The sequence below is a fragment of the Diaphorobacter aerolatus genome, from assembly GCF_014489535.1.
Classification (GTDB): domain Bacteria; phylum Pseudomonadota; class Gammaproteobacteria; order Burkholderiales; family Burkholderiaceae_C; genus Diaphorobacter_A; species Diaphorobacter_A aerolatus.
Genome location: NZ_CP060783.1, coordinates 363,026 through 386,165 on the forward strand (window position 1 = coordinate 363,026; position 23,140 = coordinate 386,165).

16 protein-coding genes and 5 pseudogenes are annotated in these 23,140 nt (G+C 63.4%); 12 read left to right on the plus strand and 9 right to left on the minus strand.

Going from position 1 to position 23,140, the window contains the following annotated elements:
- Positions 1 to 51: 51 nt before the first annotated feature.
- The 4 genes from H9K75_RS23305 to H9K75_RS01785 all read left to right on the plus strand — a co-directional run bounded on the left by H9K75_RS23305 (position 52) and on the right by H9K75_RS01785 (position 1,997).
- Positions 52 to 360 (plus strand): c-type cytochrome, encoded by a 309-nt coding sequence (locus H9K75_RS23305; protein WP_226858455.1) that lies wholly within the window; start codon positions 52 to 54, stop codon positions 358 to 360.
- Positions 360 to 875, plus strand: a complete 516-nt coding sequence (locus H9K75_RS23310) for a c-type cytochrome (RefSeq protein WP_226858456.1) — start codon at positions 360 to 362, stop codon at positions 873 to 875. The genes H9K75_RS23305 and H9K75_RS23310 overlap by 1 nt, the downstream gene beginning before the upstream one ends.
- A gap of 186 nt (positions 876 to 1,061) precedes the next feature.
- Positions 1,062 to 1,289, plus strand: a complete 228-nt coding sequence (locus tag H9K75_RS01780) for a hypothetical protein (protein WP_187724543.1) — start codon at positions 1,062 to 1,064, stop codon at positions 1,287 to 1,289.
- A gap of 54 nt (positions 1,290 to 1,343) precedes the next feature.
- A complete protein-coding gene (locus H9K75_RS01785) occupies positions 1,344 to 1,997 on the plus strand; it encodes an HD domain-containing protein (RefSeq protein WP_187724544.1) in 654 nt (217 codons plus the stop codon).
- Between the two features lie 31 nt (positions 1,998 to 2,028).
- Here the strand turns inward: H9K75_RS01785 and H9K75_RS01790 are convergent, their stop codons facing one another.
- The 8 genes and pseudogenes from H9K75_RS01790 to H9K75_RS01820 all read right to left on the minus strand — a co-directional run bounded on the left by H9K75_RS01790 (position 2,029) and on the right by H9K75_RS01820 (position 8,101).
- Complete coding sequence (locus H9K75_RS01790) at positions 2,029 to 2,670, minus strand: molybdopterin-dependent oxidoreductase (protein ID WP_319016865.1); 642 nt, start codon at positions 2,668 to 2,670, stop codon at positions 2,029 to 2,031.
- Between the two features lie 15 nt (positions 2,671 to 2,685).
- Positions 2,686 to 2,982: a hypothetical protein gene (locus tag H9K75_RS23315; protein ID WP_226858457.1), complete on the minus strand. Its 297-nt coding sequence runs from the start codon at positions 2,980 to 2,982 to the stop codon at positions 2,686 to 2,688.
- A complete protein-coding gene (locus tag H9K75_RS23320) occupies positions 2,952 to 3,317 on the minus strand; it encodes a class I SAM-dependent methyltransferase (protein ID WP_226858458.1) in 366 nt (121 codons plus the stop codon). The genes H9K75_RS23315 and H9K75_RS23320 overlap by 31 nt, the downstream gene beginning before the upstream one ends.
- Positions 3,318 to 3,371: 54 nt before the next feature.
- Positions 3,372 to 4,271 (minus strand): 3-hydroxyisobutyrate dehydrogenase, encoded by a 900-nt coding sequence (mmsB, locus tag H9K75_RS01800; protein WP_187724545.1) that lies wholly within the window; start codon positions 4,269 to 4,271, stop codon positions 3,372 to 3,374.
- A 58-nt stretch (positions 4,272 to 4,329) separates the two neighbouring features.
- Positions 4,330 to 4,770 carry a TfoX/Sxy family protein gene (locus tag H9K75_RS01805; protein WP_187724546.1) on the minus strand — a complete coding sequence of 147 codons (441 nt, stop codon included), beginning with the start codon at positions 4,768 to 4,770 and terminating at the stop codon, positions 4,330 to 4,332.
- Positions 4,771 to 4,824: 54 nt separating this feature from the next.
- A pseudogene (locus H9K75_RS01810) lies at positions 4,825 to 5,990 on the minus strand (acyl-CoA dehydrogenase family protein).
- Positions 5,991 to 6,037: 47 nt separating this feature from the next.
- A complete protein-coding gene (locus H9K75_RS01815; protein ID WP_187724548.1) occupies positions 6,038 to 6,472 on the minus strand; it encodes a lysozyme inhibitor LprI family protein in 435 nt (144 codons plus the stop codon).
- A gap of 105 nt (positions 6,473 to 6,577) precedes the next feature.
- The gene (locus tag H9K75_RS01820; protein ID WP_187724549.1) at positions 6,578 to 8,101 is read right to left on the minus strand and encodes a CoA-acylating methylmalonate-semialdehyde dehydrogenase; all 1,524 of its coding nucleotides are present in this window, start codon (positions 8,099 to 8,101) and stop codon (positions 6,578 to 6,580) included.
- A 132-nt stretch (positions 8,102 to 8,233) separates the two neighbouring features.
- Here H9K75_RS01820 and H9K75_RS01825 point away from each other — a divergent pair, with 132 nt between their 5' ends.
- The 3 genes and pseudogenes from H9K75_RS01825 to mdtD all read left to right on the plus strand — a co-directional run bounded on the left by H9K75_RS01825 (position 8,234) and on the right by mdtD (position 12,381).
- Positions 8,234 to 9,145, plus strand: a complete 912-nt coding sequence (locus H9K75_RS01825; RefSeq protein WP_187724550.1) for a LysR family transcriptional regulator — start codon at positions 8,234 to 8,236, stop codon at positions 9,143 to 9,145.
- Positions 9,146 to 9,367: 222 nt separating this feature from the next.
- Positions 9,368 to 10,826, plus strand: a pseudogene (gene cycA, locus H9K75_RS01830) (D-serine/D-alanine/glycine transporter).
- Between the two features lie 125 nt (positions 10,827 to 10,951).
- A pseudogene (gene mdtD, locus H9K75_RS01835) lies at positions 10,952 to 12,381 on the plus strand (multidrug transporter subunit MdtD).
- A 14-nt stretch (positions 12,382 to 12,395) separates the two neighbouring features.
- On the opposite strand, the gene H9K75_RS01840 reads toward mdtD, so the two are convergent.
- Complete coding sequence (locus H9K75_RS01840) at positions 12,396 to 14,249, minus strand: ABC transporter ATP-binding protein (RefSeq protein ID WP_187725865.1); 1,854 nt, start codon at positions 14,247 to 14,249, stop codon at positions 12,396 to 12,398.
- Positions 14,250 to 14,648: 399 nt separating this feature from the next.
- Between H9K75_RS01840 and H9K75_RS24995 the strand changes: the two genes are divergently transcribed.
- From H9K75_RS24995 to H9K75_RS01860, 5 genes and pseudogenes are all read left to right on the plus strand, one after another.
- Entirely contained in the window at positions 14,649 to 14,954 is a 306-nt protein-coding gene (locus H9K75_RS24995; protein ID WP_319016866.1) for a hypothetical protein, read from the plus strand.
- Between the two features lie 42 nt (positions 14,955 to 14,996).
- A pseudogene (locus tag H9K75_RS01845) lies at positions 14,997 to 17,708 on the plus strand (bifunctional diguanylate cyclase/phosphodiesterase); the annotation flags it as partial.
- Positions 17,709 to 17,874: 166 nt separating this feature from the next.
- On the plus strand, positions 17,875 to 18,198 hold the full coding sequence (locus tag H9K75_RS01850) for a YnfA family protein (protein ID WP_187725866.1): 324 nt from the start codon (positions 17,875 to 17,877) through the stop codon (positions 18,196 to 18,198).
- Between the two features lie 116 nt (positions 18,199 to 18,314).
- The gene (gene smc / locus H9K75_RS01855) at positions 18,315 to 21,839 is read left to right on the plus strand and encodes a chromosome segregation protein SMC (protein ID WP_187724551.1); all 3,525 of its coding nucleotides are present in this window, start codon (positions 18,315 to 18,317) and stop codon (positions 21,837 to 21,839) included.
- An 89-nt stretch (positions 21,840 to 21,928) separates the two neighbouring features.
- Positions 21,929 to 23,028 (plus strand): annotated as a pseudogene (locus tag H9K75_RS01860) (cell division protein FtsZ).
- Positions 23,029 to 23,140: the final 112 nt, after the last annotated feature.

Here is a 23,140-nt window from a genome sequence, read left to right on the forward strand (position 1 = left end):
GGCGTAGGACAATTTCTTATGCAAAGTCGAAAGTCGAGGAAAAATAAAACGGTGGTGATCACGCTGCTCGTCAGCGCGCTGTTGGTCGCCGCTGCGGCGCTGACGGTTCTGGTCTTCGGTCTGTACAACGTGGCGGGCAATCGCCAGCACTTTCAACCGGTGCACTCCATGCTCGAATACGCGATGCAGCAATCGGTGCGCGCCAGGGCACGTGACATCGCTGTGCCTGACGTCGCCTCCGATGGTAAGGTCGAACGAGGCGCATTGTGCTATCAGCAAAAATGCGTGCAGTGCCACGGTGGGCCGGGGGTGGCCGCAAGCGATTTTGGCCAATCGATGCAGCCGATCCCCGGCCCCTGATGGATGCCACGCAGCGCTGGAACGCGCGTGAGCTGTACTGGATCACACGCAACGGCCTGAAGATGACGGGCATGCCGGCGTGGGAACACCACCTCTCGCAAGATGATTTGTGGGCCGTCGTCGCCTTCGTGCGCAAGATGCCGAAATTGACGCCCGCGGAGTTCGCCGAAATGGTCAGGGCACCCGTCAGCCGCGCGGAAAGCTGCGAGCCGCAGAGCGGCGCAGCGCTTCTCGACGCCGATCCCATGCGCGGCAAGCGCGCGCTGTATGCCTATGCCTGCATCGCCTGCCACACCATCGCAGGCACGGTGCAATCCAATCCGCAGGTCGGCCCGCCGCTGGATGGCATGGGACGCCGCACCCGCATCGCCGGCGTGCTCGACAACACCAACGACAACATGGTGCGCTGGTTGCGGGAGACCGACGCCGTCAAGCACGGCACGGCCATGCCGACGATGGGTGTGAGCGAGCAGGATGCGCACGACATTGCTGCCTATCTCGCGACGTTGCGATAGGCGTGGTGAGTGCTTCAATGGCCCTTAAGGCGCACGCGTCGCAGGGTAAAGCCGGGCCTCGCTCCTACATTCGAGCGCTCGCGCTTGCCGCAACATCAACAGGGTATGGAGGTCTTCACACGCTACCCATCCATCCATCCATCCATCACATCCACCGACTGCTGCCGAGAGCGCGAGAGGAGCACCATGACTGAATCAACTGACGACAACCCATCGGGCATCATCGACGTGGCGGTGCTCGAACTCGAAGATGGATCGAGCGGCACGCTCACCTGTACCTGCCAGGGAACAACGCAGGAGCTGCTCGTCAACGAACGACGCGTGCGCACCACGGCGGACGGCAAGCTGATCGCCGAAGACACGGGCGCCGAGTTGAAGGTGGTGGGCTATCTCGGAACCTGGCGTCCATCGTGAGCCGGGAATAGCCAGTGCCCGCCAGCTTTTCACCCGATTGCAATGTGAGTGCATATGACCGATTCACTGTCGCTCGCGGCTGAGCCTGCTGGCGAGCAGGATGTTCTCGCGCGATCCTGGGAACGCGCGTGGCGCGCGCTGGGCCTTGCGCAGCCCGGTTCTGATGCATTCGAGGCGCTCATGCGTGCCTATGCCGAACCGCAGCGCCACTACCACTCGCAGCAGCATCTGCGCGAAGCGCTCGCGCTGCTTGAAACCGTGCTGCCCACCTGCCGGTCGCCGGGCGAGGTGGAGCTTGCCCTCTGGTACCACGATGCGATCTACGACCCCAAAGCCAAAGACAACGAAGCCCGCAGCGCCGCATGGGCCGCTCGGGTGCTGCGGGAGCAGGGCGCAAGTGACGAGGTAATCTCGCGCGTCGAAGCGCTCATTCTGGCGACCGAACACCGGGCCCAGCCGAGCGACCCGGATGCGCGCCTTCTCGTGGATGTGGACCTCGGCATTCTTGCGGCAGCGCCTCACCGGTTTGCGCAATACGAACAGCAGGTGCGCGCCGAATACGCATGGGTTCCTTCATTCGTCTACGACTTCAAGCGGCGTGAAGTGCTGTGCAGCTTTTTGAGCCGTCCGGGCATCTATGCGACGGATCATTTTCGGGCGCTGTTTGAAACTCGCGCGCGGGCCAATCTCGAACAAGCCCTGCGCTGATTTTTTCCTGATGCAGGCGTGAAGGCATGGTTCAGCGCGTCGTCACTTCCACGTGATAAGTGCCCCAGGGGCAGAGCGCAAAGCGTTCCTTGAGCGGCTTGGCTGCCAGTTCCGGAAAACGGTCGGGCTCGAACACCGACCACAGCGGCCCGATTCCGCCGAGCGCCAGTGGCGCGCCGTCCAGATGGGTAGCAATGATGAAGCGGCGTTGCATGATCTCCGGCGCAGCAATCGCCACGGCATAGCCGTCGAGCGCGCGTACGAGAAATGACAGATTGGAGGCCCACTGCACGCCTGCGGCTTTCATCACGTCGCTGAACAGGGCGCCTTTGAGCACATGCTTCCTGTCGTCGTATTCGAGCGTGGGTTGGATGTCTACCGTTGGCAGCGCGTTCAATGCGGCGAAATCAAACGCATGCGCCCTGGAAAAACGCACCTGATGCTTGCCCATCAACTGGTCAAACCGTGCGTCGAACGGACCGCGATTGCCTGCGCCGATGAGACCGCTGACCGTCAGCAGTACCGGGCCTTTCGCGGATTTGGGTGCATGCTGTGACACGGCGGGGAGTGCGCTCGCGCCCGCGCCCAGCGCCGCACTCCTGACGGCCAGCTTCATGAGACCGCGTTTGTGCATCTGGATGCGCTTGTCGTCGTACCTGGGTTGCTTGTCCATGCCCGGTCCATCCTTTCATGCGAGGCGGTAACTCAGCGCCCAGAAGTATCGCCACGAGTGATAGAGGATTTGTGACGCATGGACGCAAGCCAGCTCACGCAGTGCTTGTTCCGTCGGGAAGTTCTTGAGTACGCGATACGAACCGCCGTCCTTGAGCCTGCGTAGTTGATACGTGTTTCCATCTGCATCGGTGTCGGATATCGGGGTGCTGCTGCCCTCGACGTACAGGTTGTCGATCAGGACGACCCTTGCACCGGGTTTCAGCGTCCGGTGCAGGCCGCTCAGGAATTCATGCTGTCGATCGACAGGCATGTGCGACCACCAGAACCCGCGAATGCTGCATCAAAACCAGCGGCAGGCAGCGGCAGCGCGTAGGCATCACCGACAGCGAATTGCACGTGATCGAGTGGCACGCGGGACTGGGCGATCTTCAGCGTTTCCGCTGCCGCATCCATCGCCAGCACCTGCGAGCAGTGCGGGGCGTAGAACTGCGTCCAGTAACCCGTTCCACAGGCGATCTCCAGAACGTGTCCCGAGCCGATCTGCGAAGGAAGCCAGGCCTCCATTTCGCGCAGATCGTCCTGGCGCTCGGGTTTCAGATAGATGTCATCGTATTCCCGTGCACGGGCTGCGTAGTAGTCTTGCATGGGTCGCCATTGTGGGGTGCATGGCGAGATGCACGCAAGACCTTCGCGATGCGCTCAGTCCTTCTTCGACTGCAGCATCTTGATGATGCTGGAAAAATCCTCGGGGCCGTGACCGGCAATGCTGTGTGCGGCGTAGATCGCGCGGGCCATGCCGCCGAGCGGCGTGCTGGCCTTCACCGACATCGCGCATTCCTGCGCCAGGCCCAGGTCCTTGAGCATCAGGTCGGTGCCGAAACCGCCCGTGTAGCCGCGCGTGGCCGCGGAGTTTTCCTGCACGCCGGGGAAAGGGTTGTAGACCTCCAGCGCCCAGTTGCCGCCTGAACTGCGGCGCATGATTTCCGACAACACCTTGGGATCGAGGCCGTTGGCGACGCCCATGGCGATGGCTTCGCTCGTGCCGATCATCAGGATGCCGAGCAGCATGTTGTTGCAGATCTTGGCGGTCTGGCCTGCACCGACGTCGCCCGCGTGAAAGATGTTCTTGCCCATTTTTTCGAGCAATGGACGCGCGCGTTCGAGATCGGCCTCCTTGCCGCCGACCATGAAGGTCAGCGTGCCGGCAATCGCGCCGCCCGTGCCGCCGGAGACCGGTGCGTCGATGAAGGCGATGCCCGCCGCCTCGGCGGCCTTGGCCACCTTCTGGCTGGTGGCTCCGGCGATGGTGGACGAATCGATGATGAGCGCGCCCTTGGCAATGCTTGCCAGCAGACCGTCCTTGCCATTGCCGCCGAGGAACAGGCCCTCGACGTGCTGGCTTGCCGGCAGCATGGTCACGATGACTTCCGCGCCCTTGACGCCGTCTTGCGCAGACGTGGCGACCCGTGCGCCCTCGGCCTTCACGCGCTCGCAGGCTTCTTTCGACAGGTCGAACGCCGTGACGCTGTGTCCCGCCTTCTGCAGGTTAATTGCCATGGGCGCGCCCATGTTGCCGAGTCCGATGAATGCGATTTGCATGTGTGCTGTCTCCTGGTGTTGAAAGAAGTTGAAAGGGAATAAGGGGATGCCCGGGCGATCAGGGATCGCTCTCGAAAATGCTGTGACGCTTCTTGCTCGTTGCGGCTTTTTTGGCAGGCGTTGCCTTGTTGTTCGTGGCAGTCTTTTTGCGACGTGGCGAAGCCTTGGCACTGGGGTTCCACGCCAGCGCGGCATCTACCCATTCCTGCCATTGATGGCGCGTGGCAAAGGCCGTGGGTTCGACGCAAAAATACCCGCTCATGCCGCCGCGCGAATCGAGTTCGCGCACCCCGGGTTTCTCCGCCACACGGTCATGATCGGCTGGGGCCAGCCGCACCAGCAGTTCCTCATTCTTCACGCCAAGGCACAGCTTGCCATCGACGAAAAAACAGAACCAGCCAAACAGCGGCCGCTCTTCGACGTCGTCGCGATGCGCCAGCGCTTCGCGCACTGCGGCGATGAGCTGCAGGGATTCATCGGAGAGCGGGCGAGCGGGCATGGGGATCAGTCTTTGGCGCGTTTGTCCAGAAGTTGATAAAACCGGAACGATCCTTCAACGAATCACATCCGGCGCATCCCCTCCAGCATGCGCCGCGCGATGATCACGCGCATGATTTCGTTCGTGCCTTCCAGGATCTGGTGCACGCGTGAATCGCGCATCAGGCGCTCAAGCGGGTATTCGCGGATGTAGCCGTAGCCACCGTGCAGTTGCAGTGCCTCGTTGCACACGTTGAAGCCCGCATCGGTCGCGAACCGCTTGGCCATGGCGCAGTAGGTGGAGGCATCGCGCGCGCCTGCGTCGAGCTTGGATGCGGCCAGGCGCACCATCTGGCGCGCGGCGACCAGCTCGGTCGCCATGTCGGCCAGCTTGAATTGCAGCGCCTGAAAGCTGGCGATGGCCTTGCCGAACTGCTTGCGCTCGTGCATGTAGCTCTGCGCCTGTTTCAGCGCGCCTTGCGCGGCACCCACGGAACAGGTGGCGATGTTGATGCGGCCGCCGTCGAGACCCTTCATCGCGATCTTGAAACCTTCGCCCTCGTTGCCAAGCAGGTTGGCAGCCGGTATGCGCACGTTGTCGAAATTGATGACGCGTGTGGGCTGGCTGTTCCAGCCCATCTTTTCTTCCTTCTTGCCGTAGCTGACGCCTTCGGCATGTGCGGGCACGGCAAATGCGCTGATGCCGGCCGCGCCGGATTGCGCATCGCCTGTGCGGGCCATGAGCACCAGCACATCGGTCGAGCCCGCACCGCTGATGAAGGCCTTGCTGCCGTTGATCACGTATTCGTTGCCGACGAGTTCGGCGCGTGTCTTGAGCGAGGCGGCGTCCGAGCCCGCACCGGGTTCGGTCAGGCAGTAGCTGGCGAGCTTTTGTCCGCTGGTGAGGGCTTCGCCCCATTCGCCGCGCACGGCATCGGTCGCCCAGGTGCCAAGCATCCACGTGGCCATGTTGTGGATGGTGATGAAGGCGGTGGTTGACGGATCGACGGCGGCAAGCTCCTCGAACACCAGCGTGGCATCGAGTCGCGGCAGGGCGAGACCGCCCGCATTTTCCGGCGCATACAGGCCGCAGAAGCCCAACTCGCCCGCCTTGGCGATGGCTTCGCGCGGGAAGATGGCTTCGGCATCCCAATGTGCGGCATGCGGCGCAAACTCGGCTTCGGCGAAGGCGCGGGCGGTATCGGCAAAGGCGCGCTGGTCTTCGGTGAGTTCAAAATCCATGACGGAGTCTCCTCGGGGGCTTGTGTGTCTTGTGTCGTCTCGTGGGATCACGGCGAAGGCAGGCTGGCTTCGGGCGGCGGCGGGTTGCCGGTGTGCAGCCACTGCGAGAGCGCGATACGGCGCGATTGCGTCACCTTGACCATGCAGTCGTGATAGAGCTGCACCCACTCGGGCCTGCTCTCCTTGCCGCGGTTGTGGCGATTGCAATACTCACGGCGCGTGCGCTGCCAGTTCTTCTGATCCTGCCTGAGCTGCGGGCGTTCGTGTGCCGACAACGCCGTCATCACGTCGCCGTAGTAGATGTTCAAGGCCGTATCGGCCTCCTGAAATCTCTTGACGGCGCAGGCGTTGACTTCGGCAGCCGTTCCGCCTGGCACGCAATCAGCGCCAGCCTGAGCGAACGCGCCCGAAGCGCCAAGGCTCAACAGCACGGGCAGGGCGGCTCGCGCCACAAAGGGTCGGAGTTTCAATGTCGCAAACATGAGCCCGATTTCACCACGGCTTGCCGCTGCCAGAACAACAAGGCCCGCGCGCTGTGATCGATGGAGCATCAATTCACAGCAGGCGAGCCCTGGTGCCATGAGCGCTTACTTCAGGCTGATGGTGGTGTTCACGCCGTGGCTGGTGGTCGAATCATCGAACCAGCGTGCGGTCACTGTCTTGGTCTGTGTATAGAACAGCACGACCTGCTTGCCGTAGGGGCCCAGATCGCCGAGCTTGGACGCACGGCTGCCGGTGAACGAGAACAGCGGAACTGGCACCGGGATTGGCACATTGATGCCGACCTGGCCGACGTCGATGTCTTCCTGGAACTTGCGCGCGGCCGCACCCGACTGCGTGAAGATCGCGGTGCCGTTGCCGTTGGGGTTGGCGTTGATGAATTCGATGGCCGCATCGATATCGTCCGCGCCCGACAGGCACAGCACGGGGCCGAAGATTTCCTGGTCATAGACGCTCATGCCGGGCTTGACGCCGGAGAAGATCGTCGGGCCAACGAAGTTGCCCTTCTCGTAGCCGGGCACATGGGGCTTGCGACCATCGAGTTCCAGCTTCGCGCCATCGGCCACGCCGCGCTCGATCAGGCCTTCGACGCGCGACAGCGCCGAGCACGACACCACGGGACCTACGTCCGTGCCTTTTTCGGTTCCGCCCGACACCTTGAGCGTCTTGGCCTTCTCGATCAGTTCGGGAATCCATTTTTGCGATTCACCGACCAGCACCACGTGAGACAGCGCCATGCAGCGCTGACCGGCCGCACCAAAAGCGGCACCTGCCAAGGCGTTCAGGGTCTGGTCCTTGTTGGCGTCGGGCATGACGATGGCGTGGTTCTTCGCGCCCATCATGCATTGCACGCGCTTGCCGTTGAGGCTGGCGCGGTTGTAGACGTGTGTGCCGACCTTGGTCGAACCGACGAAGCTGATGGCCTTGATGTCGGCGTGATCGCAGATCGCGTTCACTGCGTCTTCACCGCCGTGAATCACGTTGAGCACGCCCGCGGGAATGCCGGCCTCGAGTGCCAGTTCGCACAGACGCATCGTCACCATCGGATCCTGCTCGGACGGCTTGAGCACGAAGGTGTTGCCGGTGGCGATGGCCATCGGGAACATCCACAGCGGAATCATCGCGGGGAAGTTGAACGGGGTGATGCCGGCGCACACGCCCAGCGGCTGCATGATGGAATAGGTGTCGACGCCGTTCGCCACGTTGTTCGCCAACTCGCCGAGTTGCAGCGTGCCGATGTTGGCGGCGTGCTCGACCACTTCGAGGCCGCGGAACACGTCACCTTCGGCGTCCGGCAGTGTCTTGCCCTGTTCGGCAGTCAGCAGCGCGGCCAGCTCGCTCATGTTTTCGCGGATCAACTGCTGCAGCTTCAGGAAGACGCGGGCGCGCGTGCCGATGGGGGTCTTTTTCCAGGTCTTGAACGCCTGCTTGGCCGAGGCGACGGCTTCGTTGATTTCCTCGGGCGTCGCAAACGGCACGCGGGCCAGCACCTGCTGCGTGGCAGGATTCACGACGTCGCGCCACTGCGTGGTCTTGGACTCGACAAACTTGCCGCCGATCAGCAGCTTGACGGACGGGGCCAGTACGTTGGCGTTGGCAGGTGCGTTCATTGGTGTCTCCTTGGAACCCGGTTGGGTGATTGGGTAGTCGGTCTTCGCATCGTATCTGTGCAAATTTGATGAATCAATAGACAATACTGCAGTTGGGCTTTGCAAATTTGCACATTGAGAGGTTGATTGCTGATGGACTGGGACAACCTGCGGTACTTTCTGGAATTGGCGCGTGCCGGCACGCTGGCGGGCGCGGCGCGGCGCGCCGGTGTCGAACACACGACGGTCGCCCGACGCATTCAGGCGCTGGAAAAGCAAATGGGAGCGCCGCTTTTTGCGCGCGAGTCCGCTGGACACCGATTGACCGAAGCGGGGCGGCAGTTGCTGCCCGCGGTCGAGGCCATGGAAACCGCCGTGCTCGGCGTGGAAAGTTCGGCAGAAGCGCACAGCGCCGACAGCGGGCTCAGCGGTCTGGTGCGCGTGGGCGCCACCGAGGGGTTCGGCACGATGATTCTGGCGCCGCATCTGGCGCGCTTCACGCTCGGGCATCCGGGTCTTTCCATCGACCTGCTCGCGCTGCCCCGATTGCTGCATCTGTCGCGGCGCGAGGCGGACATCGTGATCTCGCTCGAGCGCCCGACGCGTGGCTCGGTCATCGTGTCAAGGCTCGCGGACTACACGCTGTGCCTCTATGGCCAGCGCGAATATCTTGCGCGCAGGCCGCTGGTCACACGGCGCGAGGATCTGCGGCATCACGCCTTCGTCAACTATGTGGATGACCTGCTGTTCACCAAGGAGCTGCAATTCGTCGACAAGCTGCACGCGCCCGAGCGATTTGCGTTTCGCAGCACCAGCATCACCGCACAGTACGAGGCGGTGCGAACCGGGGCCGGACTCGGCGTGCTTCCCGCGTTTCTGGCCGACCGCGACCCCGTGCTGACCCGCGTGTTGCCGCAGGAGGCGAGGTTCACGCGCACGTTCTGGATGAGCATGCCGCAGGAGGCAAAGCAGCTCGCGCGCATCCAGGCGGTATGGAATCTGCTCAAGGAAGTGGCGCAGAAGGAGAAGGCGCTCCTGCAGCCGGATGCGCAGGGCGGGCGCTGATCTGATCGACGGGCCCTAAATAACCATAGTCCTTGATTTTTCTCTCGTTGGCGTCAGGTTTTCGGGAAACCCCGGATATTCAAACGCATCATTGCGGCGCTTTCGCGCGCCCTCGCATCCTTCTTCCTGACCTTCATTGTCGAGGCCGGTGCGCGACGCAAACATGGCCGCATCGGAGGGCCATGCCTTGTTTGATTTGATCCCATCACGGAGTTTTCACCCATGGTTCAACCAGTCAAGCCCGCGCCTCAGGAAGCGCACACGGGTCAGGACGACCTGCAACGCAATCTAAGCAACCGCCATATCCAGTTGATCGCCATCGGTGGCGCCATCGGCACCGGCCTGTTCATGGGCTCGGGCAAGACCATCAGTCTGGCCGGCCCGTCGATCATCTTGGTCTACGCAATCATCGGCATCATGTTGTTCTTCGTGATGCGCGCGATGGGCGAGCTGCTGCTGTCCAACCTCAGGTACCGCTCGTTCATCGACTTCTCGGCCGACTTGCTGGGGCCCTGGGCCGGGTTCTTCACGGGCTGGACCTACTGGTTCTGCTGGATCGTCACCGGCATCGCCGACGTGATCGCAATCTCGGCCTATGCGCAGTTCTGGTTTCCCGATCTTCCGCAGTGGGTGCCCGCGATTGCCTGCGTGGCGCTGTTGCTGTCGCTGAACCTGCTGACCGTGAAATTGTTCGGCGAGATCGAATTCTGGTTCGCGATGATCAAGATCGTGGCCATCGTCACGCTGGTCGGCACCGGTCTCTACATGGTGCTCACGGGCTTCACCTCCCCCGCAGGCCGCGCGTCCAGTGTGTCGAATCTCTGGAGCGACGGCGGCATGTTTCCGCACGGGCTGATGGGATTCTTTGCAGGCTTTCAGATCGCGGTGTTCGCATTCGTGGGCATCGAACTGGTCGGCACCACGGCCGCCGAAGCCAGGGATCCCGAGAGGACGTTGCCGCGCGCAATCAACTCGATCCCGATCCGCATCATCATCTTCTACGTCTGCGCGCTGGTTGCGATCATGGCCGTGACACCGTGGCGTGAGGTGGTTCCGGGCAAGAGCCCGTTCGTGGAACTGTTCGTGCTTGCCGGGCTCCCGCAGCGGCTGGCGTGATCAACTTCGTGGTGCTCACCTCTGCCGCATCGTCTGCCAACAGCGGCGTGTTCTCGACGAGCCGCATGCTGTTCGGCCTAGCGCTCAAGGGCGACGCGCCGCGCGCCTTTGGCGTGCTCTCCAAGGCCAGCGTGCCTTCACGCGGGTTGCTGTTCTCATGCATCTGCCTGTTGGGGGAGCATTCCTGATGTGGGTGATTCCCGATCTGGTGCAGGCGTTCACGTTGGTGACCACCATCTCGGCGATCCTGTTCATGTTCGTCTGGTCGCTGATCCTGCTGTCCTATATCCAATATCGCCGCACACGCGCCGAACTGCATGCCAGTTCGCGCTACCGCATGCCGGGCGGGGTGTTCATGTGCGGCCTGTGCTTGGTGTTCTTTGCGTTCATCCTCGTGTTGCTGACCTTCGAGGCGGACACGCGTTCCGCGCTGATCGCCACACCCGTCTGGTTTGCACTGCTGGGCGCGGCCTATGCGTGGCTGCGCGCTCGGCGTGCTGCCGCTCCCGCCTTGATGACGCCCGCAGAACTGGAGCGCGCGGAGCAGCACAACGGTCCAGCCTGATCTGTGGCCCACAGGGCCCGACCAGCCGTTCAAGAAGCCCGTTCGCGGGCTTCTTGCGCTTTGGACGCGGCCTTCGGCGGACGATGGCAAACTGGCGCGCTTGCGCTCCAACGATTGCCCGATTCATGCAGACACCCGACGCCTCCCAGTTATCGCCGATGAAGAACAAGCTCCTGTGGCTCGTGTCGCTGGGTTTTTTCATGCAGACGCTGGACGGGACAATCGTCAACACCGCATTGCCCGCGATGGCGCGGGACCTGGGCGAGAGTCCGCTGCAAATGCACTCGGTGATCGTCGCCTATTCGCTCGCGATGGCGGTGTTGATTCCCGCATCCGGCTGGCTTGCCGACAAGTTCGGCACGCGGCGGGTATTCATGTGCGCGATTGCGCTGTTCGTGCTCGGATCGGTGCTGTGCGCGATCTCGCCGAATGTCGATCTGCTCGTCGCCGCGCGTGTCGTGCAAGGGCTTGGCGGCGCATTGCTGCTGCCGGTAGGGCGGCTTGCGGTGCTGCGCGAGTTTCCGCGCGAGCAGTTCATCCGGGCCATGAGTTTCGTCGCGATTCCGGGTCTGGTCGGGCCGTTGATTGGCCCGACGCTCGGCGGCTGGATGGTGGAATTTGCTTCCTGGCACTGGATCTTCTGGGTGAACGTGCCGGTGGGCATCATCGGTCTGCTGGCAGCGCGCAAATACATGCCGCTGGGCGAGCAGATGCCGCCGCGCGGCTTCGATGTCTGGGGCTACTTGATGCTGGCCGTCGGCATGGCGCTGGTCTCGCTTTCGGTCGAAAGCATGGCGGGCGGCGGCGTGCGCAGCGCCTCGGCACTGATCATGATGGTGTTCGGGCTGGCATGTCTTGCAGGCTATTGGCTGCATGCGCTGCGCCGTCCCGATCCGCTGTTTCCCCCGAACTGTTCGCGGTACGCACGCTGCGTGTGGGCTTGCTCGGCAACCTGTTTTCGCGCCTTGGCAGCTCGGCCATGCCGTTCATGATGCCGCTGGTGCTGCAGGTCAGCCTGGGGTTTTCGCCGATGTATGCGGGCATGATGATGCTGCCGACGGTGCTGGGCAGCATGCTGATGAAGCCGCTGGTCACGCGCGTGATCTACCGCTTCGGCTATCGCGAGGTGCTGGTCACCAACACCTGGGTGCTGGCTTTGCTGATCTGCAGTTTTGCGTTCATGTCGCCGAGCGTACCGGTGCCGGTGCTCGTGGTTCAGCTCGCGCTGTTTGGTGCGATGAATTCGCTGCAGTTCTCGGCCATGAACACCGTCACGCTCAAGGATCTGATGCCTCATTTTGCGAGCAGTGGCAACAGCCTGCTCTCGATGGTGCAGATGCTTGCCATGGGAATGGGCGTGGCGGCCGCAGGCGCGGTGCTGGCGGCGCTGCAGGGCCACTTCGGTACGGCCACCGCGAGCGCGACGCTCTGGTCGTTTCGCTGGACCTTCGTGGTGATGGGACTATTGACGCTCGCGGCCACGATGCTGTTCGTGCAGTTGCCGCCAAAAGAGCCGCCGACCCCGCATGCCGCAGGGCCGGAGGAACAGAGCTGAGGTCTGCCCGTTGATCAGCTCGCGATCAGTTGATCGCTCGAGTTTTCTCCGAGGAAGCCGCCGCTCTGGTGTGCCCAGAGCTTGGCGTAAATGCCGGCCTTCTCCAGCAACTCGGCGTGCGTGCCTTGCTCGACGATCTGGCCCTTGTCCATGACGATCAGCCGGTCCATCGCGGCGATGGTCGAGAGGCGGTGGGCAATCGCGATCACGGTCTTGCCGTGCATGAGTCCGTCAAGGCTCTGCTGAATGGCCGCTTCGACCTCGCTGTCGAGCGCGCTCGTGGCTTCGTCGAGCAGCAGGATCGGCGCGTCCTTGAGCATCACGCGCGCAATCGCCACGCGCTGGCGCTGTCCACCCGAGAGCTTGACGCCGCGCTCGCCGACCTGCGCGTCGTAGCCGCTGCGGCCCTTGAGATCGGTGAGGCTGTCGATGAAATCGGCGGCTTCCGCCTTGATGGCGGCGGCGCGCATTTGCTCCTCGCTCGCATCGGGGCGACCGTAGAGGATGTTGTCGCGCATCGAGCGGTGCAGCAGCGAGGTGTCCTGCGTGACCATGCCGATGGCGGAGCGCAGGCTGTCCTGCGTCACGTGGCGAATGTCCTGGCCGTCGATGGTGATGCGTCCGCCCTGCACATCGTGAAAGCGCAGCAGCAGGTTCACGAGCGTGGACTTGCCCGCGCCCGAGCGACCGATCAGGCCGATGCGTTCGCCGGGGCGGATGTTCAGGTCGAGATGGTCGATGACGCGCTTGCCACCATCCTTGTAGCCAAAGCTCACGTCCTCGAAATGGATGCCGCCGTGATCGACCACGAGCGGCTTGGCATCGGCATCGTCCACGATGGTGCGCGGCTTGGTGAGCGTGAGAATGCCGTCCTGGATCGTGCCGATGTTCTCGAACAGGCCCGTCATCTGCCACATCACCCAGTGCGAGTAGCCGGAGATGCGCAGCGCCATCGCGATCACTGCCGCGACGACGCCCGCGCCGACCTGTCCATGGCTCCAGAGCCACAGCGCAAAGCCCGAGCTGCTGAGAATCAGCAGCGTGATCATGACGTGATTGGTCAGCTCGAACAGGCTCACGAGGCGCATCTGCGCATAGCCGGTCTGCTTGAACGCGTCCATGGCGTTGCGTGCGTATTCGGCCTCGCGGCGGGTGTGCGCAAACAGCTTGACGGTCGCAATGTTGGTGTAGGCATCGGTGACGCGGCCCGTCATGAGTGAGCGCGCGTCGGCCTGTTCCTTGCCGATCTTGCCCAGACGCGGCACGAAGAAAAAGCAGGCCGCCGTGTAGCAGCAAAGCCAGACGCCGAACGGGATCATCATGCGCGCGTCGAAGCTCGCCGCGAGCAGCAGGATGCTGATGAAGTAGACGCCAACGCCCACGAGAATGTCCACGACGATGAACACCACCTCGCGCACGGCGAGCGCGGTCTGCATGATCTTGGTGGTGATGCGTCCCGCGAATTCGTCGGCATAGAAGGACATGCTCTGGCCGAGCATAAGCCGGTGGAATATCCAGCGCATGCGCATCGGAAAATTGATCGCCAGCACCTGATGCATGATCAGGGTGTGCACCGCCAGCAGCACGATGCTCATGAGCAGAATGGCCGCAATGCCGATCAGGCTGCCTTCGCGCTGCTCCCAGAACTGCGCCGCCGGGGTCGTGGACAACCAGTCCACGACGCGGCTCATGACCCCGAACAGAAACGCCTCATAGACCGAGAGCAGCGCCGATGTCAGCGTCAGCAGGGCGATCCAGCCGCGCATGCCTTTAGTGCACGTCCACAGGAAGGCGAAAAAGCCTTTGGGCGGCAATGAAGGGTCGCGGGGCGGGTAAGGCGATATTCGCCTTTCAAAGATATCGAACAACACGCGTGGTTAACTCCTGCTGCGATGGTACGTGCGCGCGCACGGGCTTGTCCGGCTCCCATGGAGAAACCGTAGGACATTCGGGGACGGATTGCGAACACAGCGGATTCACTTTGTTGCGCGGCTACAAATAATCAAGAAAACACAAGCCGCATTTTGCCCAGTCGTCGATGAACCACGTCAAGGGCACCGGGCGACTGGCTCTCCGCAAGATCGCGCCAAATCAGCAGGCCGACTGGAATGAAAGACAGGCCCGTCATCCCGGTTATGTAATTTCAATTAGACCAGAGACAACGATATGTAAGAAAATGCGGCATCGATTAACTATTGGTTTCATTTGTGAATAGCTGCGGAAGGTATCGCCGTTGCAGATCCAGAGTCAACCACCATTTTTCAGGCTTGCCTGATCGCTCGATGTCCGCGCTCGCGTCTTCACGTTTTCCGTTTCGGTTCTGGCTGCCGAGCCTGCTCGTGGCCATTTCCGGCCTGCTGGGCAGCTACGCGCTGTGGAGACACCAGCAGAGCTCGACCATGGCCATGGCCGAAATGCGTCTGGAGCAGGAGGCCAGCGCCTTCACGCAGGCGATTCAGCGGCGGTTCCAGTCCTATATGGACATCCTGAGTGGCCTGCAGGGCGTGCTCAAGCTCAATCCGCAATTGCAGCGCCGCGACTTTGAACGGCTGGTCGGCAACATGGAACTCTAGCGTCGGCATCCGGGCGCCCTGTGCGTTTCATTCACGCGCTACGTGCCGGGCGCGGAGCGCGACAGCTTTCTTGCCCGCACGCGCAATGAACCCTCGTTCACGGGTGAATCCCACCAGGGCTTTGAGTTCCGGCCAGCGGATTTCTGGCCGGAATATTTCGTGATCGAATACCTCTGGCCGGCCAAGGGCAACCAGGTGCTGGAAGGCCTGGAAATGCACGCCCAGCCGCTCAACATGCAGGCCGTGCTGCGTGCGCGCGATACCCGAAACATGGCGATTTCGGCGCCGTTCTCGCTGATCCAGAGGTCTGGCACGGCAGCAAACGGTGTGGTGATGCGCATGCCGGTTTTCGCGCCTGCAAGTCTGGATGCGAAGGAGGGCGCGTTCTCCGGCACCGTCGACGTCGCCGTGAGCATCAGTGAACTGGTGGAGAGCGTGCAGACGGAGGGACGCTGGGATCACGTGACCCTGCGCATGCAGGATCTGGGCGAACTCAACGCCGACGGCGTGCTCGTGCCGCTCAAGTCGCCCGCCAATCTGTACGAGTCGGTATCGTCGGCGCCGCAGATCGGCGTGCAAAGTCAGAAAGAGGTGCATTTCGGCGGGCGGCTGTGGCGGCTGAAATTCGATCATCTGACGCCGCTGCTCTCGCCGTTCGAGAAGAGCCTGCCGTGGCTCATGGCTGCGATGGGCATTCTGTTCACCTCGCTTCTGACCACGCTCATCGTGCTGCTGAGTTTTCGCCGCGCGCAGGCGCTGAACAACGCCAACGATGCCAACGCCGCGCTGCTTGCGAGCGAGGAGCGTTTTCGCACCATGTTCGGTCAGGCGGCGGTGGGCGTGATTCAGGTCCGAAGCGCGACGGGCGAGATCGAGCGCGCCAACCAGACCTTTGCCGACATGCTGGGTTATGCAGTGGATGAAATCGAAGGCCGCACCTTCCAGGACTTCACGCACCCCGATGACCGCACGATTGGCGCCGAGCAGATGCAGCGCATGATCAACCACAACCTGCCAACGGTGCGTCTGGAAAAGCGCTATGTGCGCAAGAACGGCACGGCCTTGTGGGTCGATCTGACGGCGACGCCGGTGTCGCATCGCAACGGACTTCCCGTGCAAAACGTGTCGGTGATTCTGGACATCAGCGAGCGCAAGCAGATGGAAGAGGCGCTTCGCAACAGCGAGGAACGTTTGCGCGGCATCCTGAACCGTTTGCCGATCGGCATCGCGCAGGTCAAGGATGGCGCGTTTGACTTCAGCAACGAGCGCTACGCGCAGATTTGTGGCTACGACACGCAGGAACTCAGCACGCTCGACGCGTGGTGGACCGCCATGGTGCCCGAGCCGCAGGAGCGCGCGCTGCATCGCACGCGCTGGAACGAAGCCTGCAAGGAGGCACGCGAGGGCAACGGCTACATCCGCGCGATGGAATGTGTGGTCAGGCACAAGACCGGACACTCGCGTTCGCTCGAAATGGCGGGCGTGATCCTGGGCGACAACTACCTCGTCACGCTCGTGGACGTCAGCCAGCGCAAGGCCGTCGAGGAACGCGCGCGCTATCTCGCGTACTACGACCCGCTCACGCAGTTGCCCAATCGACGTCTGCTGCTCGACCGCCTGCAGCAGGCGCTGGCGATGAGTGCCCGGCACCAGACCTACGGCGCGGTGCTGATGCTCGATCTGGACAACTTCAAGAACCTCAACGAGACCCAGGGACACGACATGGGCGACCGCCTGCTGGGCATCGTCGCGCAGCGGCTTCGCAGTTGCGTGCATGCCGACGACACGGTGGCCCGCCATGGCGGCGACGAGTTCGTCGTCGTGCTGCGCTCGCTCGGCGAGAGCGAGCAGGTCGCCGCCGCCGGGGCGGAGGAGGTGGCGCAGAAGATCCTGCACGTGATGCGCGAGCCCTTCGAACTCAGCGACGAGCACCATCACACGACGCTCTCCATCGGCATCACGCTGTTCCATGGGCAGCGCCAATCGCCCGATGAACTGCTCAAGCGCGGCGATCTGGCGATGTACCGCGCCAAGGCCGAGGGGCGTAACGCGTTGCGCTTCTTCGACCCGGAAATGCAGGCCGTGGTCGAGGCGCGCGTGGCGCTGGAGGCCGACATGCGTACCGGCATCGCGCAGGGCCAGTTCGAGCTGGCCTACCAGCCGCAGATGCGACACGGCAAGATCGTAGGCGCCGAGGTGCTGATGCGCTGGCTGCATCCCCAAAGAGGCGCCATACCGCCCGCGCAGTTCATCGCGCTGGCGGAGGAAAGCGGCCTGATTTTTGGTCTGGGCGCGTGGGGTCTCAAGACCGCATGCGAGCGGCTGGCGCAATGGGCCACGAATCCGGTGCTCAGCACGCTCACGCTCTCGGTCAACGTGAGCGCGCGCCAGTTCCACCAGGCGGGCTTCGTCGCGCAGACACTGGCCGCGCTGGCCAGCACCGGCGCAGATGCGCGCGGTCTGCGCCTTGAGCTGACCGAAAGCCTGCTTCTGGAAGACATCGACGACACCGTCAAGAAAATGACGCATCTGAAGAGTTACGGCGTCGGTTTCTCGCTCGATGATTTCGGCACGGGCTACTCCTCGCTTTCCTATCTCAAGCGCCTGCCGCTCGACGAGTTGAAGATCGATCAGGGGTTTGTGCGCGATGTGCTCACCGATCCGAACGATGCAGCCATCGCCCGAACCATCGTGGCGCTGGGCACCAGCCTCGGCCTGCAGGTGACCGCCGAGGGCGTGGAAACCGAGGCGCAGCGCCAGTTTCTGGAACGCAATCACTGTCACGGCTGGCAAGGCTACCTGCTCAGCCCGCCGCTGCCGGTCGAGGAGTTCGAGACGCTGGTGCTGTCGCTGGCGCGTGCGAAGTCTGCCCTCCGGTGGCACGCGTTTGAGTCCTCTTGGAGCGATTACCATCGGCGCAATGACTACGCTCGGCCTGTTTGTGTTGACCGCGCTCGCGGAAATCGTCGGCTGCTATCTGCCCTGGCTGTGGCTGCGCAAGGGCGCGCCGGTCTGGGTGCTGCTGCCCGCCGCCGCGAGTCTGGCGCTTTTTGCCTGGCTTCTGACCCTGCACCCCGATGCGTCGGGTCGCATCTACGCGGCCTATGGCGGGGTCTATGTGTGCGTGGCGCTGGTCTGGCTCTGGGCCGTGGATGGCGTGCGGCCCGGTCTGTGGGACGTGGTGGGCGGGGCGGTGACGCTCGCCGGAATGGCCATCATCGCATTTGCGCCGCGCTCCACCTGAGCCGCGTTCATTGTCAAATTTGGTAGCACCGGTTGGGGCCTGTCTCGAAGCCGGTGCTTGCACGGTATGATCCGGGCCTGAATATCCATTGCGCCCTGATCAATACCGCCTGACTCGTGCGTCTCAACTCCATCAAACTCGCCGGCTTCAAGTCGTTTGCCGAACCCACCAATTTTCTGCTTCCCGGCCAGCTTGTGGGCGTGGTGGGGCCGAACGGGTGCGGCAAGTCGAACATCATGGATGCCGTGCGCTGGGTGCTCGGCGAGTCCAAGGCGAGCGAGCTGCGCGGCGAGTCGATGCAGGACGTGATCTTCAACGGCACCACGCATCGCAAACCCGCCAGCCGCTCGAGTGTGGAACTGGTCTTTGACAACGCCGATCACCGCGCGGGCGGACAGTGGAACCAGTTCACCGAAATTGCCGTCAAGCGCGTGCTCACGCGTGACGGCACCAGCAGCTACTTCATCAACAACCAGGCGGTGCGCCGCCGTGACGTGCAGGACGTGTTCCTGGGTACCGGGCTGGGCCCGCGCGCCTACGCCATCATCGGTCAGGGCACGATCAGCCGGATCATCGAATCGCGGCCCGAAGAGTTGCGGCTGTTTCTCGAAGAAGCTGCGGGCGTGTCCAAATACAAGGAGCGCCGCCGCGAGACGGAAAATCGCTTGTCCGACACGCGCGAGAATCTCACGCGCGTCGAAGACATCTTGCGCGAGCTGAATGCCAACCTCGAAAAGCTCGAAAAGCAGGCCGAGGTCGCGGCAAAGTACAACGCGCTTCAGGCCGACGTCACGCTCAAGCAGCACCAGTTGTGGTTCCTGAAACGCGCGGATTCCGAATCCGATCAGGCCAAGGTGCGCGCTGAAGGCTTGCAGGCGGTCAACGACCTCGAAGCCCGCATGGCCGATCTGCGTGCCGTGGAGGCCGACCTCGAAACCATCCGCCAGTCGCACTACGCGGCAGGCGATCAGGTCAATCAGGCGCAGGGGCGGCTCTACGAAGCGACTGCCGAGGTAGGCAAGCTCGAGGCCGAGATCCGCTACGTGGTCGAAGGTCGCCAGCGCGTGGAGTCGCGGCTCACGCAACTGGCCGAGCAGATCGCGCAGTGGCAGGGCCGCAGGCAGGAGGCGGAGATCGAGCTGGAGACGCTCTCGGGCGCCGGCATGGACGCCGAGGAAAAGGCCGAACTGCTGGCCGCACAGGTCGAGGAACAGGCGATGCAGATGCCCGACCTCGAAGACGCGCTGCGCCAGAGCCAGCAGCGTGCCAGCGAGCAGCGCGCATCGGTCGTGCAGATCCAGCAGCAGATTCAGGTGCTGGCCGCCGAGCAGCGCGGTTTCGGCGAGCAAAGCCGCCAGCTCGAATCGCGTCAGGAACGTCTTCGCACCGACCGCAACGCGCTCGCCGCGCCCGATGAGGCGCGCTTGAACAATCTGCGCAGCCAACTTGAGGAGGCGAGCGAACTCGCCGAAATCAGCGAAGCCCAGCACATGGAGTTGCAGGAATCCGTGCCGCAACTCGACGAGGACCGGCGCACACGCCAGCAGACGGTGAATGCCGAGAGCGGGCGGCAGGCCGACCTGTCGGCGAGACTCGATGCGCTCAAGGCCTTGCAGGAGAAGGTCAAGACGGACGGCAAGCTGCAGCCCTGGCTGGCCAAGCACGGCCTCGAAGGCATGCAGGGCCTGTGGAGCCGCATCCACGTGGAGCCGGGCTGGGAGAGCGCGCTCGAAGCAGCGCTGCGCGAGCGCATGAATGCGCTGGAGATCGGACGCCTCGACATGGTGCGCGGTTTTCTCGGCCACGGCGGCACCGATGCGCCGCCCGCGCGACTGGCCTTCTACAGCAAGCCGCAGGGTGGGGCGACGGCGGCGGGCAATGGTCCGTCGCGACTGTCCGATCTGCTGCGCGTGAACGATGTCGGCCTGCATGCGCTGCTGGTCGATTGGCTGACCGGCTGCCACACCGCACCGTCGCTCGACGAGGCGTTGAACCGCCGCGCGCAGCTCAAGGCGGGCGAGACCATCTACGTCGCCACCGGGCACGCCATCACCGCCCACAGCGTGAGCTTCTACGCGCAGGATTCCGAACAGTCCGGCATGCTCGCGCGCGCCCAGGAAATCGAACACCTTGAAAAGGAGCTGCGTGCGCAGGTGCTGATCAGCGAGGAATCGCGCACGGCCCTGATCCGCGCCGAGGCTGCCTATGCGGACGCGTCGCAGCGCCTGGTCACCGCGCGGCGCGAGGCCTCCGAGGCGAAGACGCGCGCGCACGAGTTGCAGGTCGAGACGCTGCGTCTCACGCAGATGGCCGAGCAGACCCGCGCGCGCAGCGAGCAGATCGGCGCCGACCTGGCCGAGGTGGAAACGCAACTGGACGAGTTGCAGGAGCGCAAGGTGTCGGCCGAGGCACGCTTCGAGGAACTCGACATGCAACTGGCCGACAGCCAGGAGCGCCATGCGCAGCTCGACGAGCGCGTGATCGATGCCGAGCGCAAGCTCAACGAATGCCGTGAGCAGCAGCGCACGCTCGAACGCCAGGCGCAGGAAGCGGTGTTTTCCAAGCGCAGCATGGAGGCACGCCGGGCAGAGCTGTCGCGCACCATGGAGACCGCCACCCATCAGGCAAAGGCGCTCGCCGATGAGGACGTGAGAGCGCGCGAGGAAATGGGCCGTCTGTCGGCAGCGGCGGCGCAGGGTGGCTTGCAGACCGCGCTCGACGAGAAAATGGATCGCGAGAAGTCGCTGGCGGCGCAGCGCAGCCAGTACGACGACCTGACCGCCAAGCTGCGCGCAAGCGACGAACGCCGCATGCAGCTCGAACGCGCCATGGACCCGCTGCGTGCGCGCATCACCGAATTTCAGCTCAAGGAACAGGCGGCGCGTCTTGGTCTTGAACAGTACTCCACGCTGTTGACCGAGGCCGAGGCCGATCTCGCGGCCATCGAGCAATCGATTGCCGAGGGCAACGTGCGCATTGGCGGGCTACAGGGCGAGATCGACCGGCTGCATCGCAACATCGCCGATCTCGGCGCGGTCAACCTCGCGGCGCTCGACGAACTGAACCTGGCGCGCGAGCGCAAGACGTTTCTCGATGCCCAGACCGAAGACCTGACGCTCGCGATGAACACGCTAGAGGACGCGATCCGCAAGATCGATGGCGAGACGCGCACCTTGCTGTCGGGCACGTTCGAGACCGTGAACGAGCATTTCGGCCGCATGTTCCCCGAACTGTTCGGCGGCGGGCAGGCCAAGCTCGTGATGACGGGCGATGAGATTCTCGATGCCGGCGTGCAGGTGATCGCGCAGCCACCGGGCAAGAAGAACCAAACGATTCACCTGCTCTCGGGCGGTGAAAAGGCGCTGACCGCGATTGCGCTGGTGTTTGCGATCTTCCAGTTGAACCCCGCGCCGTTCTGTCTGCTCGACGAGGTGGACGCGCCGCTTGACGATGCCAACACCGAACGCTATGCCAAGCTCGTGGCCAGCATGTCCAAGGGAACGCAGTTCCTGTTTATCAGTCACAACAAGATCGCGATGGAAATGGCCGAACAACTGATCGGCGTGACCATGCAGGAGCAGGGCGTGTCGCGCATCGTGGCGGTGGACATGGAGTCCGCCTTGTCAATGGCGGAGGTCTGATCGATCATGATGCCCATTACCGTCACCGCAGCCCGCACGCGCCGCACAAGCTATTGAATTGCGTATCCGACTCACGTCACGAATTCACCATGAGTACCTTTCAGATCGCATTAATCATCGCCGGCGGACTCGTGCTGGCGATCGTCGTCGGCTACAACGCCTGGTCCACGCACCGCAATGCACCCAAGCGCCCGAGCCCGGTGGAAAACGAACTCGCAGCCGATGCGCAGCCGGAGCGCCTGGAGCCTGGATTTGAAGGAATCGGCTCCGAGAGCGTCGGCCCCGACCATGGCATCGAGCCGAGTTTCGACGGGCATTCGGTCGATCTCAAGGACGCGCTGCAAATGCCGCTGCCGCAGGCCGAGCGTCGCGGCGGGCTCGATCCGCTGATCGATGCGCTCGCGCCCATCGTCGCCGACCAGATCGTCTCGGGCGATGCGGCGCTCGCCGCGCTGCCGCCACGCGCCGCGCGGGCAGCAAGCCGTTCGCCGTGGAGGGCCTGAACGAATCGAACCAGCAGTGGGAAGGGCCTGTTGCCGGTCAGCGCTACCGGCAATTCCAGGCGGGCGTGCAGCTCGCCAATCGTCTCGGTGCACTCAACGAGATCGAGTTTTCCGAATTCGTGATGAAGACGCAGAGTTTTGTCGACGCCATCGGCGCGGCGGTGGATTTTCCCGACATGCTGCACGAGGTCGCGCGCGGTCGCGAGCTTGACCAGTTCGCGAGCGAGCACGATGCGCAACTGAGCTTCATGCTGCGCGCGCGCCATGCGGCGTGGAGCCCTGGCTACGTGCAGCAGAATGCCGCCAAGGTGGGTTTCACGGCCGGTGCCATGCCCGGTCGCCTGGTGCTGCCGGCTGCGGAGGCGGGTCTTCCGCCGGTGCTCACGCTGTCATACGACACGCAGGCCGCGCTCTCGGATGACCCCGAACAATCGGCGATTCGTGACATTTTGCTGAGCCTCGACGTCGCCCAGGTCAACCGCCTGGAGCAGCCGTTTGCGCGCTTGCGCGAGGTGGCGGCCGAGCTGTGCAAGACCATGGACGGCGTGCTGTGCGACCAGAACGGCACGCCGCTTCCCGCGATGACCATGGACCCGATTGCCGCCGATCTGGAAACCCTGTATGACAAGCTCGACAGCCGTGAGTTGTCTGCCGGTTCGGCGCTGGCCCGGCGATTGTTCAGCTGACAGTTACAGTATGGTGGGCATTGTGTTTGCCATGCAAGGGCCGCTCATTCACAATGGCGGCCGTTTTCGTTGGGAATGAGTCGTTTCGTGCGCACCGCAGGCGCATCCTTGC